Origin of the sequence: Weissella oryzae SG25 (assembly GCF_000691805.2) — a bacterium.
In the GTDB taxonomy this organism is placed as follows: domain Bacteria; phylum Bacillota; class Bacilli; order Lactobacillales; family Lactobacillaceae; genus Weissella; species Weissella oryzae.
Genome location: NZ_DF820486.1, coordinates 67296 through 82045 on the forward strand (window position 1 = coordinate 67296; position 14750 = coordinate 82045).

General features: G+C 41.2%; 11 protein-coding genes and 1 pseudogene. 1 reads left to right on the plus strand and 11 read right to left on the minus strand.

Annotated elements, in window-relative coordinates; translation table 11 throughout:
- Nucleotides 1–71: 71 nt before the first annotated feature.
- Together TT13_RS02800 and map are read right to left on the minus strand one after the other, a co-directional pair.
- Nucleotides 72–698 (minus strand): sugar transferase, encoded by a 627-nt coding sequence (locus TT13_RS02800; protein WP_027698580.1) that lies wholly within the window; start codon nucleotides 696–698, stop codon nucleotides 72–74.
- Nucleotides 699–730: 32 nt separating this feature from the next.
- On the minus strand, nucleotides 731–1513 hold the full coding sequence (gene map, locus TT13_RS02805) for a type I methionyl aminopeptidase (protein ID WP_027698581.1): 783 nt from the start codon (nucleotides 1511–1513) through the stop codon (nucleotides 731–733).
- Between the two features lie 233 nt (nucleotides 1514–1746).
- On the opposite strand from map, the gene TT13_RS02810 reads away from it, so the two are divergent.
- The gene (locus TT13_RS02810; protein WP_027698582.1) at nucleotides 1747–2985 is read left to right on the plus strand and encodes an aminopeptidase; all 1239 of its coding nucleotides are present in this window, start codon (nucleotides 1747–1749) and stop codon (nucleotides 2983–2985) included.
- 88 nt (nucleotides 2986–3073) lie between these two features.
- Here the strand turns inward: TT13_RS02810 and TT13_RS02815 are convergent, their stop codons facing one another.
- The 9 genes and pseudogenes from TT13_RS02815 to helD form a co-directional block, all read right to left on the minus strand.
- Complete coding sequence (locus TT13_RS02815; RefSeq protein WP_027698583.1) at nucleotides 3074–3499, minus strand: low molecular weight protein-tyrosine-phosphatase; 426 nt, start codon at nucleotides 3497–3499, stop codon at nucleotides 3074–3076.
- A 25-nt stretch (nucleotides 3500–3524) separates the two neighbouring features.
- Nucleotides 3525–4430: pseudogene (locus TT13_RS02820) on the minus strand (RluA family pseudouridine synthase).
- Between the two features lie 67 nt (nucleotides 4431–4497).
- On the minus strand, nucleotides 4498–5241 hold the full coding sequence (locus tag TT13_RS02825) for a DUF4811 domain-containing protein (RefSeq protein WP_027698584.1): 744 nt from the start codon (nucleotides 5239–5241) through the stop codon (nucleotides 4498–4500).
- 3 nt (nucleotides 5242–5244) lie between these two features.
- Nucleotides 5245–6801, minus strand: coding sequence for an MDR family MFS transporter (locus tag TT13_RS02830; protein WP_045476493.1), 1557 nt, complete (start codon nucleotides 6799–6801; stop codon nucleotides 5245–5247).
- A 328-nt stretch (nucleotides 6802–7129) separates the two neighbouring features.
- Nucleotides 7130–8491, minus strand: a complete 1362-nt coding sequence (locus TT13_RS02835) for a Sapep family Mn(2+)-dependent dipeptidase (RefSeq protein WP_027698585.1) — start codon at nucleotides 8489–8491, stop codon at nucleotides 7130–7132.
- 11 nt (nucleotides 8492–8502) lie between these two features.
- Nucleotides 8503–10005, minus strand: coding sequence for a YfcC family protein (locus tag TT13_RS02840; RefSeq protein WP_027698586.1), 1503 nt, complete (start codon nucleotides 10003–10005; stop codon nucleotides 8503–8505).
- Between the two features lie 234 nt (nucleotides 10006–10239).
- Complete coding sequence (locus tag TT13_RS02845; protein ID WP_027698587.1) at nucleotides 10240–10968, minus strand: LysM peptidoglycan-binding domain-containing protein; 729 nt, start codon at nucleotides 10966–10968, stop codon at nucleotides 10240–10242.
- Between the two features lie 394 nt (nucleotides 10969–11362).
- Nucleotides 11363–12307: a type I pantothenate kinase gene (coaA, locus tag TT13_RS02850; protein ID WP_052348518.1), complete on the minus strand. Its 945-nt coding sequence runs from the start codon at nucleotides 12305–12307 to the stop codon at nucleotides 11363–11365.
- Nucleotides 12308–12326: 19 nt separating this feature from the next.
- Nucleotides 12327–14615: an RNA polymerase recycling motor HelD gene (gene helD / locus TT13_RS02855; protein WP_027698589.1), complete on the minus strand. Its 2289-nt coding sequence runs from the start codon at nucleotides 14613–14615 to the stop codon at nucleotides 12327–12329.
- Nucleotides 14616–14750: the final 135 nt, after the last annotated feature.

The window sequence follows — 14750 nt, forward strand, 5'->3', positions numbered from 1 at the left end:
CCCTCCATTTAAAAATGGGTCAGCTTGAACTGATCCATTCCTAAACCTTGCTTCTTGTTCAAATGGAGCATCTACATTGCCCCATCGCGCTTCAAAATTGCTAAGATATTTTGGGCTAAAATTTTAAAATCAAACCACATATCAGCTGAATAGACATAACTTAGTTCTAAATCGGCCCGCTCTGGGTATTGAATATCCGAACGACCTGACGCTTGCCAGACCCCCATTGCACCGGGCTTAACCGATAAAAACTCATCCACCCGGTCACCATACTCAATTAACTCTTTAGCAACAACCGGCCGCGGACCCACAATGCTCATATCCCCCAACAAGATATTAATAAACTGTGGAATTTCATCAAGGGAAGTTTTTCGTAAAAAGGCTCCGAATCTTGTAATCCGTGGATCATCCTCAGTTGGTAGCTTATAGCCATTTTCAACAAATTCGGCATATAACTTAGGATTAGCATATAACTTGCTTTCCGCATCAACAATCATTGACCGGAATTTGTAGATACCAAATTTTCGATGGTCTTGCCCGACCCGCTCCTGTTTATAAAAAACTGGCCCACGATTATCACCAAATAGATAAAACAAAGCAATAATTAAGAAAACTGGTGACAAAATAATTAAAGCAAATGAAGCCGCTGAAATATCTAAAAAACGTTTTGCGAAAATATAACTCTTGCTCTGTTGCATAAAATTTTAATTTCCTTACTAGCTAGCAATAATTACAAATATTTAGCGTCAAAGATTGGATCCTGACTCGTTAGAATTTTTGGACCATCATTAGTAATTGCAATTGTGTGCTCAAATTGGGCCGACCATGATCCATCCTTAGTTGTTACCGTCCAACCATCTTCTTCAGAGGTCTCGGTCCGCCAATCACCAACATTAACCATTGGCTCAATAGTAATTGTCATCCCTGGCTTCAAGCGCAAACCACGCCCAGCTACACCATAATGTGGTACTGCTGGATCTTCATGCATCGTAGGTCCAATTCCATGACCAATGTACTCACGCACATTACCAAAGCCATTCTCATCTTCGACATAGGCGTTGATTACAGCACCGATATCACCCAAACGATTACCAACTTGGGCTTGGTCAATCCCCAAATACAAAGCCTTGAAAGCCACATCCATCAACCGTTGGTGTTCGGCAGAAATTTCACCGACTGCATAGGTCCAAGCAGAATCCGAATAGGCCCCATCAAGGTCAACTACCGTGTCAACTTTGACTAAATCACCATCTTTAAGGAACAAGCCTTTACGTGGGAATGCGTGGGCAACTTCGTTATTAACTGAAACCGTTGTTGCGTATTCAAAGCCTTCAAAGCCAATTTGCGCCGCCCGACCGCCGTGGTCTTCGATATATTTACGCCCAAACTCTTCAATTTCCCAAGTCGAAATTCCAGGCTTGATAATATCACGTAAACCAATGTGCATACCGGCAATAATCGCCCCAGATGCTTTCATGGCTTCAATTTCACGTGCTGACTTCAAAGTAATCATTCTATAACCTTCTTATCTTTAAACTTATTCATTCTTTCATTATACCGGATTTTATGATTAGCGAACAATTAAGCCCAATAAATGTTTAAGAATCCTTCATTAAGCACCCTTCTAACCTTTAAATTACTTAATTTGCCTTCGCTAAAGCTTAAAATCAGCCGTTGCAACCAAATGGCCGGTGCCTAAAGCTGCTTTTTAGTGTAAAATTTTAACAAAGACAAAAGCGAGGGAAAATCATGTTAGAAAACCTAAATCAATATTTAGAAAAATATGCTGAAGTAATTACCTCAATTGGGGTTAATGTTCAACCGGGGCAGGATATTATCGTCTATGCTCAGATTGACCAAAGCCCACTAGTTCATGAAATCCAACGGGCCGCCTATCAACGCGGGGCCAATAATGTAATGGTTGAGTGGCAAGATACAACTACGGTACGTAATTTCTTAAACCACGCCCGTGAAGCGGACTTAACCAGCCAACCGGCCTGGCTGACCATTAGGGCCGAAGAATTAATGGGGCGCTCAACAAGTCGCATTAGCATCATCTCAGAAGATCCTGATGGCCTGGCTAGTGTTGATGCCGACCGAGTATCTGCCTACCAACAATCTTACCAACGGGCTGTTAAAGCTGTCCGTGAAGCTACCATGAATAACGATGTTTCATGGTTAGTTGTTGCTGCAGCTGGTCAAAAGTGGGCCCAGAAGGTCTTTCCAGAAATGGAAGCTAGTGCGGCACAAGATCGTTTATGGTTAGAAATCTTCAAAGCAACCCGCATTGACTTACAGCATGATGCAATTACCGCTTGGCAAGACCACATCAAACAACTCAAGCATAAGGCTACTTGGTTAAACGAGCAAAACTTTAAAGCCTTACACTTCCAATCACCCCGCACCGACCTAATTGTTGGCCTGGCAAAAAACCATCTCTGGGAGGCGGCTGATTCGGTTGATAAAGCTGGTAACCTCTTTGTCGCTAATATGCCAACCGAAGAAGTCTTCACCTCACCTGACCGTCAGCATATCACTGGTCATGTGAAAGCAACTAAGCCCCTCTCTTATGCGGGGGTCTTAATTAATGACATTGAGCTTACCTTTGTTGACGGCCAAGTTACTAAGGCCCAAGCCAGTTCAGGTGAAGCCGTTCTAAAACAATTACTAGCAACTGATGCTGGTGCCAGTTCACTTGGTGAGGTTTCATTAGTTCCTGACCCTTCACCAATTTCACAATCAGGGATTATTTTCTACAATACTCTCTTTGATGAGAATGCTTCTGACCACTTGGCACTCGGTGCTGCTTATCCCTTCAACGTTAAAAACGGTACACAGTTGAATGAAGCGCAGCGCAGCGCCCTAGGCCAAAACAATTCATTAGTCCACGTTGATTTCATGGTTGGCTCAGCTGATATGAATGTCGATGGCCTTACATTTGATGATCAAACAGTCCCAGTTTTCCGCAACGGCGATTGGGCATAAAATAAAAAACACTTAAAGCACTGGAAACGCAAACGCCAAACTAGCTTTGCGCTTGTACCAAGCTGCTTTAAGTGTTTTTTTGTGGTGCTTAGAGTAAATCTGCTAAGCCCACTTGTAATAAATCATATGTCCCAGCAAAATTACCGGAGTACCAAGGATCCGGCACATCTTGACTCATTAACTTACGAATCTTATGACTCGTACCTGCTGGTGCCATTTCCTGTAAGTCATCCACATTGGCTTGGTCCATTGCAATAATTTCATCAAAGTACGCAAAATCCGCCGCAGAGATTTTTTGACTGGTTTTATCCGCATCAAAGGGGATACCATGCGCAAGCATCATTCTTTGACTACCTTGATGGATTGGATTGCCATGTTCCCAACTGCTAGTTGCCCGGGATGCAATTTCAAAATCTGCTGCTTGATCATTTTGTCGAACAAGGTCCTTCATTAAAAATTCTGCCATTGGACTCCGACAGATATTTCCTAAACAAACAAAAACTATTTTTCGCATTTAATGCTCCTTGCTTCATATTATATTAAACTGGCCCCAAATTACGGGGGAAATCTTCTGGTAGTGGTACACCAATCATCTTTTCTTCATTGCTAAACGGAATTTGTAAACTAACCGCAGCAGCGTGTAAAAGCAAAGCTGCTCCTTTGGGGCTAGCTGGATTATATAGCGTATCCCCAACTAAGGGATGCCCAATTGCAGCAAAGTGAACTCGAATTTGATGAGTTCGCCCGGTAGCTAATTGAATCCGTACTAGACTGTAGTTAGTTACTTGATGAATTTTCACCCAATGCGTTAAAGCCGTCTGCGCATCTAATCCTGCCACCTAGCGCAAGCGTGGATTATTTGGGTCCAGGCCAATTGGTAAGGTAATTTCACCCGCTTGCTCGGCTAGCACCCCACTGACCCAGGCTAAATAAGTGCGGCCTAAAGTTTTATGCCGGAGTTGATCCGTTAAAATTGGCACCACAACTGGATTTTTTGCAATCACTAACGCACCCGTTGTTGCAGCATCTAAACGGTGGACCATGTAGGCCCGGTCCGTAGTTGATTTTTGCATCAAGTAAGCCTGGACGTAATTTAGCATTGTTCCTTGCTCATCCGGTGAATTAGGGTGCGTTTTTACATCCCTAAATTTATTAACAACCAATAAATCATCATTTTCAAAAATAATTTGTGGATGTCGCCCTTCATCCGGCAAATAACTTGATTCAGCGGTGATAAAATCACTAGCCACAAAGGTTAGTGCTAAAATATCTCCACTGGCTAAAGTCGTTGAGGTTGGCTGATAGTGCCCATTTAATAATATGCGCCGCGCTTGACGTAATTGTCCCCGAATCCGCTTGGGTAATTTCAAACCTATCAATAACTGCTTAATTGACTGCCCCGCCTGGGTCTTTGTAATCTTAATTTTCTTTTCCCAGCTTTGCATCGCAATCACCTACCACTTAATAATAATAAAAACACACCGCTAATTAGTGGTGTGTTTTTATTGTAACTTATTGCGCCAAACTGTGCTTAATTGCTTCGGCAGTTGCAGTTTTAGTTGCGGCTTGAATTTCACTCTGTTGTGCCCGTGGATGAGCTTGCATGTAGGCAGCGACCTTAGCTTCAACGGCCATCTTCATTTGGCTTTGTTGAGCTGCTGCCGCAGCTGGATTGCTCTGTGCTTGCGCTTGTTGCGCTTGCATTGTCTTAGCTTCTTGGGGCGTCATAACGACCCAAGTTGCTTTAGGCACTGTAACGGTCTTGACGCGTGAAACAAGTTCACCGCCCTGACCACCAACTTCAAACAAAAGCTTGTAGAAATTGTTCTTCCACTCCCAACGTACAGTCACTGTCTTAGCACTGGCATCATCTACATCAGCCAAGCGATAAGTTGTTCGCTCTTTAACTGCGGTTGTAATATGGCTTTTATCAGGTACACCAAAAGTGGTTGGCTTTTTAGCCGTTGCACTTGCACTGTACACTAGAACATAATTATCAGCCTTAGTTCCTAAGCGTTGCGCAATCAACATCCCCGCTGGTGATGCTGGACTTGCCGAGTATACGGCGCTCTTTTTACTAGTCGTAACTTTTTCCATTCCGAAATGATGAGCTATGTTTAAATTCAAAGCCCCTACAGTTACAAAGAGTAAGACCATTGAGATTGTACCAAGTGTAATCCGTAAATTGGTCTTTTTGATAAAGGCCCAACTTACAAAAGTCAAAATGGCCAAGATTAACATAATTATAAGAATCATTAATTAGGCCTCCTCTTTATTGATTTCACGTTCAACCCGAACATTGTTAGTTGTGCCAGCAATTACCTTACCCTTACGCAACATAAATGCAAACACAATTCCCAAAACGGCAAAACCAAAACCAAGACCGAAAGACCAGTGGAAACCTTTCATTGAGGCTTGCAAGAAGTCATTGGCATAAACCAAAGGATTTGTGGTTTGTAAATGCTTAGCTGGTTGATTGTTATTGATAATATCTTGCGTAACTGAAGCCAAGAGGGCAACAACCATTGCCGAAGCCACTTGGCGTGCAGTATTGTTTGATGCGGTTGCGTGTGCAGCTTCTTCTTGTGGTACTGCTGACATTGCACTAGCCGTCAAAGGCATCATTGCCATTGAAATTCCAAACATCCGCAAAGCATACAAAGCCGTGATGTAAATATCTGGCGTAGTTGAGCTCAAGAACATGAATGGGAAAGTCCCCAAAGCCAAAATAGTGAAGCCCATCAGTGCCAAACGACGTGCCCCAACGCGGTCATAAACTGCTCCGGCAATTGGTGACACGACTCCCAACATTAACGCACCTGGCAAAAGCATCAAACCTGAATCTAGTGGGCTCAAGCCGTGAACGTTTTGCAAATACGTAGGTAGCATCATCTCGACACCCATCATGGCCATCATGGCCATCATTACTGATAAGGTCGTCACACTGAATTGCTTGTTCTTAAAGACTCGCACATCCATAAATGGATCTTTTAGCTTCAATTGACGCAAAATAAAGGTAATAATAATCACAATTCCCAAGACAATTGGTAGGACAACGTTCTTTACATCACCCCAACCATCAGATGCAACATTAGTGAAGCCCCATAGGAATATTCCAAAACCAATGACTGACAAAATCAATGAAGTAACATCCAACTTCATCTTACGATTTGGCAAAACATCTTTAACTAAGAATGGTGTCAATACCCAAATAACTGCCAAAACAATCAGCGGTAGATAGAAAATCGTCCGCCAAGAATCTGAAATTAAGATACCGAATAGATAGTGGTTCTTATCCAAAATCCAACCAGTTAACGTTGGTCCAATTGCGGGGGCCAATCCGATAACTAAACCGTTAAGTCCCATGGCTGCACCACGTTCTTCGGCTGGGAAAATATTAACCATGATAACTTGCATCAATGGCATCGTAATTCCCACGGCCACCGCTGCCAACATCCGGCCAATCAAGAACATGAACCACATATCCTTACGTGCCGGTGTAAAGGCTGAAACTGCCATTCCAATGAACAACAAGGTATAAGCAATCCAATATAACCACTTACTTGAAATCCGCGTAACCAAAAATGCCGAAACTGGCACCATAATTCCATTTGCTAGTAAGAACCAGGTCGTCGCCTGTTGCGCCGTCCCTAAATTAATATCAAAACTAGTCATCAAAGTTGGAATTGCTGTTCCCAATGAAGTCTGCATTAACATACCTGCAAAGGTTCCAATCAGCAAAACCAAAATCATCACTGAACGATTATATGGCTTACCATGGATATCCAAAGTTGGTTGCTTTACTTTTTTTGCCATTATTTTCCTCCTGTTGTTCTACTTGCTAACTATCAATCATAGTTTTTATAATTCACAAGATGTTATTCTAAACCTCAAATTTCTTAAAAGCAACATTTTTGTCAAATAAGTTGACAAACTTTTGCCTTTCTTTTTTACTTTCTACAAATCTACCATCTGTAAGCGTATTCATATATTAAAAATATTATTATGCTTAACTTTCTTAAAAAATCAACTTACTTTTTCTCTCTATCAAATGAGCTAAAGCGGTCTTAAGTCCGCTTTTATTTGCAAGCAAAAAAATAGCCGGGTTTTAAATCACAAACCCAACTATCTTTACTTAATTTTTTTATTTATTATCGCTTACAAAGAGGCGATTAATTACTTCCGCGTAAATTTCCATCGCCTTGGTCATATCTTTGATTGCCCAACGCTCATTTGGTTGGTGTAAATAATCTGGTGTATCAGGGAACATTGCTCCAAAGGCCACGCTATTTTTAATCGTGCGCGCAAAGGTTGCCCCACCAGAAGTCATTGCTTTGGCCTCTGTATCACCACTAATCTCTTGATAAACGGCTAACATGGTTTGTACCATGGGTGAATCTTGCTCTACATAGAGCGGATCTAGGTAATCAACCTCACTAAAGGTTAGTCCGTAATCAGCAACATAAGCCTTAAGCTGATCAACAATCGTTTCTTTAGCTACCGTCACTGGGATTCGCACGTTCATTGCAATTCGGGTTTCGGCGGGTGTAATTGTAATCTTACCTAGGTTGAGTGACATAATGCCGGATTCAGCATCCTCGATGTCACCTAGAATAGTTGTCTGGTCTTCCATTGCCAAATCATTGGCAGCTAAAAACTTCAACACTGATAGTTCAGGATAGACACTGGCTAGCGCCTGCCCTAGATGAGTGATTGCATTCACCCCTTCAAGCGCTTCTTTAGCATGCGCACTCTTACCCTTAACTGTAATTGTACTATCAAGGATAGTATGCTCATAGCCAAGCTTTGTAAGCTGCTCAGCAACTTGTGCCAACTTATCGCTAGGCAAGGTAATTTCGGCACTATCTGGCACGGCATTATAAGCACCACCGGCGACAAAATTGATAACGGAGCTACCAGGACCAACAATGTCAAAATCAAGCAGCCCTTTTTCAGCGTAAGTCAGTGGGAAGGAAGCATCTGGTACAAAGCCCATGTCGATGCCACTCTCATGGGCATTATACTCTGCCATACAACGCCAAAGATTTTCTTCATCTGTACCAAAAATCACTCGAATCCGTCCTGCAAAATCTAAGCCAGCATCTACCAAGGCCTTAACTGCATACATTGCTGCAATGGTTGGTCCCTTATCATCTTGGGTACCACGCCCAAACATGATGTCATCTACAACTTGCATATTGAACGGACCGTATTGCCACTGACTAACATCACCACCAGGAACGACATCTAGATGGCCAACAATCCCAAAAATTTGTTCCCCTTCACCAATTTCAGCGTAGCCATAGTAGCCCTTAGGGTCACGATAAGTTGTAAAACCAAGCTCCGTCGCAATCCTTAAAGCTTCATCAAGGGCATCAATAATTGGCTTACCAAATGGTTGACCTGCTCCCATGGTTGCTTCATCAATCACTGATGGAATATCAACTAAGCGCTTAATTGCCGCAACTGCGCCAGTAAATTCTGTTTCATTAATCCACTTTGTCATTTTTTATCTCCTTAAAGCATGGTCCCAATTATCAAAAGCACACAAGTTGCAATAAATAGAATTAATAGTAGCTTCCAAACATATTTAAACCAAACAACAATATTCGTCCGGCCAATCGTTAGCGCCCCCATAACCACGGCAGAAGTTGGTGAGATTAGATTAACAATTCCCGAAGCAGATTGGTAGGCTGTGATAACTAGTGACTTATCTACATGCGCAAAGGTTCCCAACGGTCCCATAATGCCCATGGTTGCGGCAGCTAGGCCTGAAGTTGAAGGAATCAAGAATGACATTGGAATATAGAAGATATAGGTCAAAACAATGAAAATTCCAGCTGGTAGCCCATGCAAGCTTTGTTCACCAAAGTGCAAAACGGTTCCTGTAATCATTCCATCATTCATAATTACTTGAACACCACGCGCTACGGCAACAACCAGGGCAACCCCCATCATTTCGGCCGCACCATTCATAAAGGCATTAATAAACTTGTTTTCAGACATTTTGGCAAAGATTGCTACAATAATCGCCATCAGCATGAACCACATTGAAATTTCTGCGAAATACCATTGACCTAAAGGTATCATATCCGTTCCTAAGAACTTACCTAAGAAAGGAATGCCAACTAACCATTTAGTTAAGTTATCAAACAAAGTCCAGTGTGTATTCAACTGGTCCCAGGGAATCAAAGACACAATCATAATGATAAAAGAAGTAAAGAATAATACATTAACACTCTTTTGCGTCTTAGTAATTCCTTTGAAGTTTTCTAGCGCACTAGTATCAAAATGGGCTTCATCAGCCTTACGTTGACTATATAGTAGTGATTTAGTTGGGTCTTGCTTAATCTTATTGGCATAGCTCATTGTGAACCAAATTGAAATGGCAATTAAGACTACCAACATAATCAAACGGAGCCCCATTCCATCACCAACAGAGATTCCAACGGTTTGACTTGCTACCCCGGTTGCAAATGGGTTAACCGTCGAAGCTAAACATCCAACTTGTGAGCCAACAAGGGCAATTGAGATTCCAACGATGGCATCATACCCCACCGCCATCATCACTGGAATAATTAAGGCGAACAAAGGAATGATTTCTTCAGACATTCCATAACTTGATCCACCTAGGCCGAATAAGACCATTAACAAGGGAATCAATAATTTTTCCTTACCAGCATAGCGCTTTAATAAAGAAGCAATACCAGCATTTAATGAATCAGTTGCGTTCACAACGCCCAAGAAGCCACCAATAATTAAGATGAATAATGAAATCATAATTGCGCCATCGGTGCTGGCATTACCTAACATTCCATTAATTGGTGCCATTAGGACGTCCCAAAGTCCCTGAGCATGCGAAGCAACCGTCGTATATGTACCCGGTATGATTTGTCCAGCTGAACTAGTTTTATACTTTCCAGCTGGAATAAGCCAAGTCAATACCGCAATAACGGCTGTAATAATAAATAAGATGGTATATGCCGATGGCATCTGCATTTTTTTCTTCTGTTGATCCATACACTCTATCCTCCAAGAAATCGGTAATAAAATAACTGCTTTGAACAATAAAGTTATTCTAATTACTTTATGCAAAAAAAGCAAGCTTTTAGTATAAATATTCTTTTTAAAACGCTAAAAGTCCCGAAAAGAAAGGACTATATAGCATATTTATACATATACAAAATCAACAATTTAATTAGACAAAAAAAGCAAGCAACCAGATAACTGATTACTTGCTTATTACTTTTATTCTTACCACCATCCGTTAGCCAAGCGGAATTGTACGGCTGCATCAACTGAACCGTAACGTGATACGGCATAGTTAACCAAACCTTGAGTTTGTGTAGCAACGCTACCGTAACCCCAGCCTTGCATAGTTTGACCCAAACCATGATAGCCGTTTGGTGAAACAGCATTAGGATTTCCACCTGATTCAGGCATAACAATGTATTGCCACAAAGCATTAGTTCCACCAGCAGCGATGAACTGGCTATAAACAGAACCTGAACCTGCTGGTGCATCTGGTGTCGATGTAGTAGCAGCTGGTGTTGCAGCAGCGGCTTGTGATGCGGCAGCTGATGATGCGGCAGCTTGTGATGCAGCTGCTGACGAAGCAGCGGCTGATGATGCGGCGGCTGATGATGCAGCTGCAGCTGATGATGCGGCAGCTAATGAAGCAGCGGCTGATGATGCAGCAGATGAAGCAGCTTGTGATGCGGCAGCTGAATCATTTGTTGTTGAAGCTGATACAGCTGAAGTTGGAATAGAAATCTTTTGGTCAACGAAAAGCAAGTTTGCATCGCTAATCTTATTTGACTTAACCAAGTCTTCAACGGTTAAATTAAACTTTTGAGCCAATTGACTCAAAGTATCACCTTCTTGAACAGTGTATGTTGATGCAGCGTGGGCAACGGTTTGACCTGCGGCCAAAACGGTTGCTAAACCTGCGACTGTTAATGCTGTTTCTTTAATCTTATTCATAAGTTTTTTTAACTCCCTTTTGACTGCTTATCAGCAGCTCATCGTTTGTCTTCGATACCAGCCGATTGCTAGTAAATCTTATTCTGTAAAGAACTAAGTTATTTCTTTCATAACCACAAGATATAGTTTATCAATTCAGGCCGGCCTTAAATAACAAAAAGATTACAGTTTTTAACGAAGGAGCTAAATTCGCCGAAAATAGTGTTACAAGACTGTCACATTTAACCTTCAAGCCAACTTGAATGCCTGTTTATAGGCATCTATCTTCAAACCATTAACTGGTTAATACATGCGTTTTTTGTAATTTTTTTCTTCATATTCGCCACAAAATAGTCTTAAAAAAGACTAAAATAGAATTTTTGTCATATTTATGATAATTTTATAAGTTACGTTTTTAGTATTTACGTAACCAAACCTGGTCAATTTGATGGCCGGAAACCTTATGCAGCACTAAATCAGCCCGCTCCCTGGTCGGCAGAATATACTGTTCCAGATTAGGTAAATTAATGTCTTGCCACACATTATGTGCAATTTCAACCGCTTGACTTAAGGGCATCTGAGTCCAAGGCCAAAAGAAATTCGTCGCATCACCACTCTGAGCTGTCCGAGCTAAAAGCGCCTTAAAGCGGGTAATATACCACTCTTCAATTAGCTTCGTTGCTGCATCAACGTAAATTGATAAGTCAAAGAAATCTGATACATAGACTGGTGCGTTCGGTGTTGCCTGCAATGTATTAATTCCTTCAATAATAAAGATCTTTGGCTCTTTAAAAGTGTCATACGTATTTGGCAATACATCTGAAATCTCATGTGAATAGCGTGGTGATCGTAACTCTTCTGCCCCTTCTTTAAGCTTTGTCATAAAAGTCAATAGGGCTTCCATATCATATGATTCAGGAAAACCTTTTCGCTCAAAAAGATGACGGGCTTTGAGGGTTGCATTAGGCAGTAAAAAACCATCCGTCGTAGTTAGTGCAATCGATTTTTCACCAAACTCTGCTTGTAACATTAATTGTAACAAGCGAGCAGTGGTCGATTTACCAACAGCAACCGAACCAGCTACGCCAATCACAAAAGGACGTTTAAGCACCGGTTCACCTAAGAAATTCTGCCGTTCTACCAGAGCACGCTCATATTGTTGATAACGCAAGCGAATGTATTGGACTAATGGTTGATAAATGGTCATTACATCATCCATTGATATTTGATCATTAAAAGCCTTTATATGTGCTAGCGTTTCCTGATTAATTGTGGTCAATTGGTCATGGGCAACCTTTTTTGTTAAATCACCCCAAATGGCGCGCCCAATTACCTCATAGTTAAAGGCCATCTCTACCATGATTTACTCCTAATTTTGACTACTTTTCTTCTATATAGAGCTCTGCTGGTACAGCAGCTAGTAAGGGAGATAAGGTTTGCTTAGCCAGAACTGTTAATTGGTGCATAGCCCGTGAGGCAATCGTATAAACTAATTGGCGTTCATCATCCCCATGATAATTTTGTGCCGAAGCATCCCACATAATAACCGCATCAAATTCTAAGCCCTTGGCTAAATAAGCCGGTACAATAATAGTTCCTGGCACTAAGCGTTGATTTTCAGTCCGAATAATCGTCACATCTGTTTGATCTCGCAATAAATCATAAACTAGCTCTGCTTCAGCTAAAGTCTTCGTAATAATTGCAGTCGTTTCTCCCTCAGCAATATTAGCTTGTAGCTGAGCTAGTGCAGCTTGTGCCATCGTTGCATCATCGGCCAAAATTTGTACCTTTGGCAAATCACCAGTCCGTTCAAAAGCATCAATTTTTGCCCCATCAATCAAAATTGCCTTTGAATAATCGGTAATTTGTTGCGTTGAACGATAGGTTTGCGTTAATTGAATGTATTCTGATTTGGCTGGATCGAAAAGATTAGTTAATTCACTTTGTAAACTAACGGCATTCTCTTTGGTAAAGATTGCTTGATTTAAATCACCCAACATTGTGAAGCGCGCTCTTGGAAAGGCAAACTTCAAAAAGGCCAACTGGAATGGCGTATAGTCTTGAATCTCATCAATGAAGACAAAACGAATATCACGTTCACCACGACTACCTTTAATTAAATCAAATAGGAACATGAATGGTGTCATATCAGCCAAAGCTAATTCGCCTTGACGCATCATCTTTACCGTGGCCTTGATGCCTTCGGTCCATTCTTGCTCAGTCAGGCCATAATCAGCCAAATTAATTAATGTGGGGACTGTTTGCAAGAAATGTACAAACTGATTATTAATATTAATAAAGCGATTGCGGCTAATTCCACGCATAATTGGTGCCAATTCTTGTGTAACAATTAGTTTGGCTAAGGTCTTAAACTCTTGGTCATCTGATTTAAACTCACGTGGGTTATCACCTAGCAAAGAATCATACTCCTCTTTTGAAAGAGCTTGCACGGTATCCTCCACCCATGTTTTTTGCATCTCACTTCCAATTCTGCCTTGAACCATCTTTAATAAGCGTTCCTTAGTCGCTTGCAGACGATTACCTAGATTGTAATTTTCATTAAATGAATAATAAATTGCAGCAACTTGCTCTTTACTGATAATCTCCTCGCCTCGGAATTTAATTGGTCGTACCCGGATCTCAGCTTGATTTAGGCTTTGTGCGTACTCTTCCATTGCTTTAAAGTAGCGACTTGTCCCTTTTAAATCAATAATTTGCTTTACCGCACCTGTTGCTTGCGCCTCAAAACGTTCTTGTAGCGTCTCTAATTGTAACTTAGGTAAGCGGCGCGAAGCATACTGATAATAGGTCATTTGAACCATGTTTTGCTCACCTAATTCAGGCAAAACTTGGTCAATATAGTCATTAAAAAGTTGATTAGGTGAAAACATTACAACTTGTCCAGCATTAATACGTCCACGATAACGGTAAAGTAAAAATGCAACTCGTTGTAAGACTGCTGAAGTTTTTCCAGACCCTGCCGCTCCTTGGACAAAGAGCAATTCAGCCGCTGTATTACGAATAATCTTATTTTGTTCTTTTTGAATTGTTGTAACGATTGACTTCATCTTTGTCGATGACTCACCAGCCAAAGCGTTTAATAGTAATTGATCACCAACTGTTTCGTTTGTGTCAAATAAAGTAATGATTGTTCCATCTTCAATTTGAAACTGCCGCTTTAATTGTAAATCAGCCTTTTGAACCCCATCAGGAGTCTCATATTCAACCGGTCCCAAATTAGCATCATAATAGACCGAAGAAATTGGTGCTCGCCAGTCATAAATCAAAAAATTGTCAACGCCATCCGAAAAAGAAGCTAAACCAATATAAATTGCCTCAGGCTTATCTGCCCCTGGTTCCTGAATATCAATTCGTGCAAAATATGGTCGTTGCTTTAACCGCTGTAACACATCAGCCTGGTGTTCAGCTGTATTGACTGCTAATTCACGTTCTTGTAGCATCTGTTGTTGCTGACGAACCCCCATTGCGGTTTCAAATAGCGAGCTATATGTTCCGGCCTTGATGCGGACATCTTTCCAGCCATCATCAACATCAGCCTTATTATTTGCTGCTTTTTGCAAATCGGCTTGATTTGCCACAATGGCATCTTGAATCTTAACTAATACATTATCAAGACGCGTTTGTTCTATTTCATATGGTGTATCCATTCGAGCCTCCTGGAAAAAAATTCGTTATTCTATTTTACACTTTTTTTTTAGCTGTGTGAACTACTGCACCATCATTGCTTACTATTAGGCAGTCTAACTATTAATTAATTCAAAACGTATCAGTTAGTTCACACA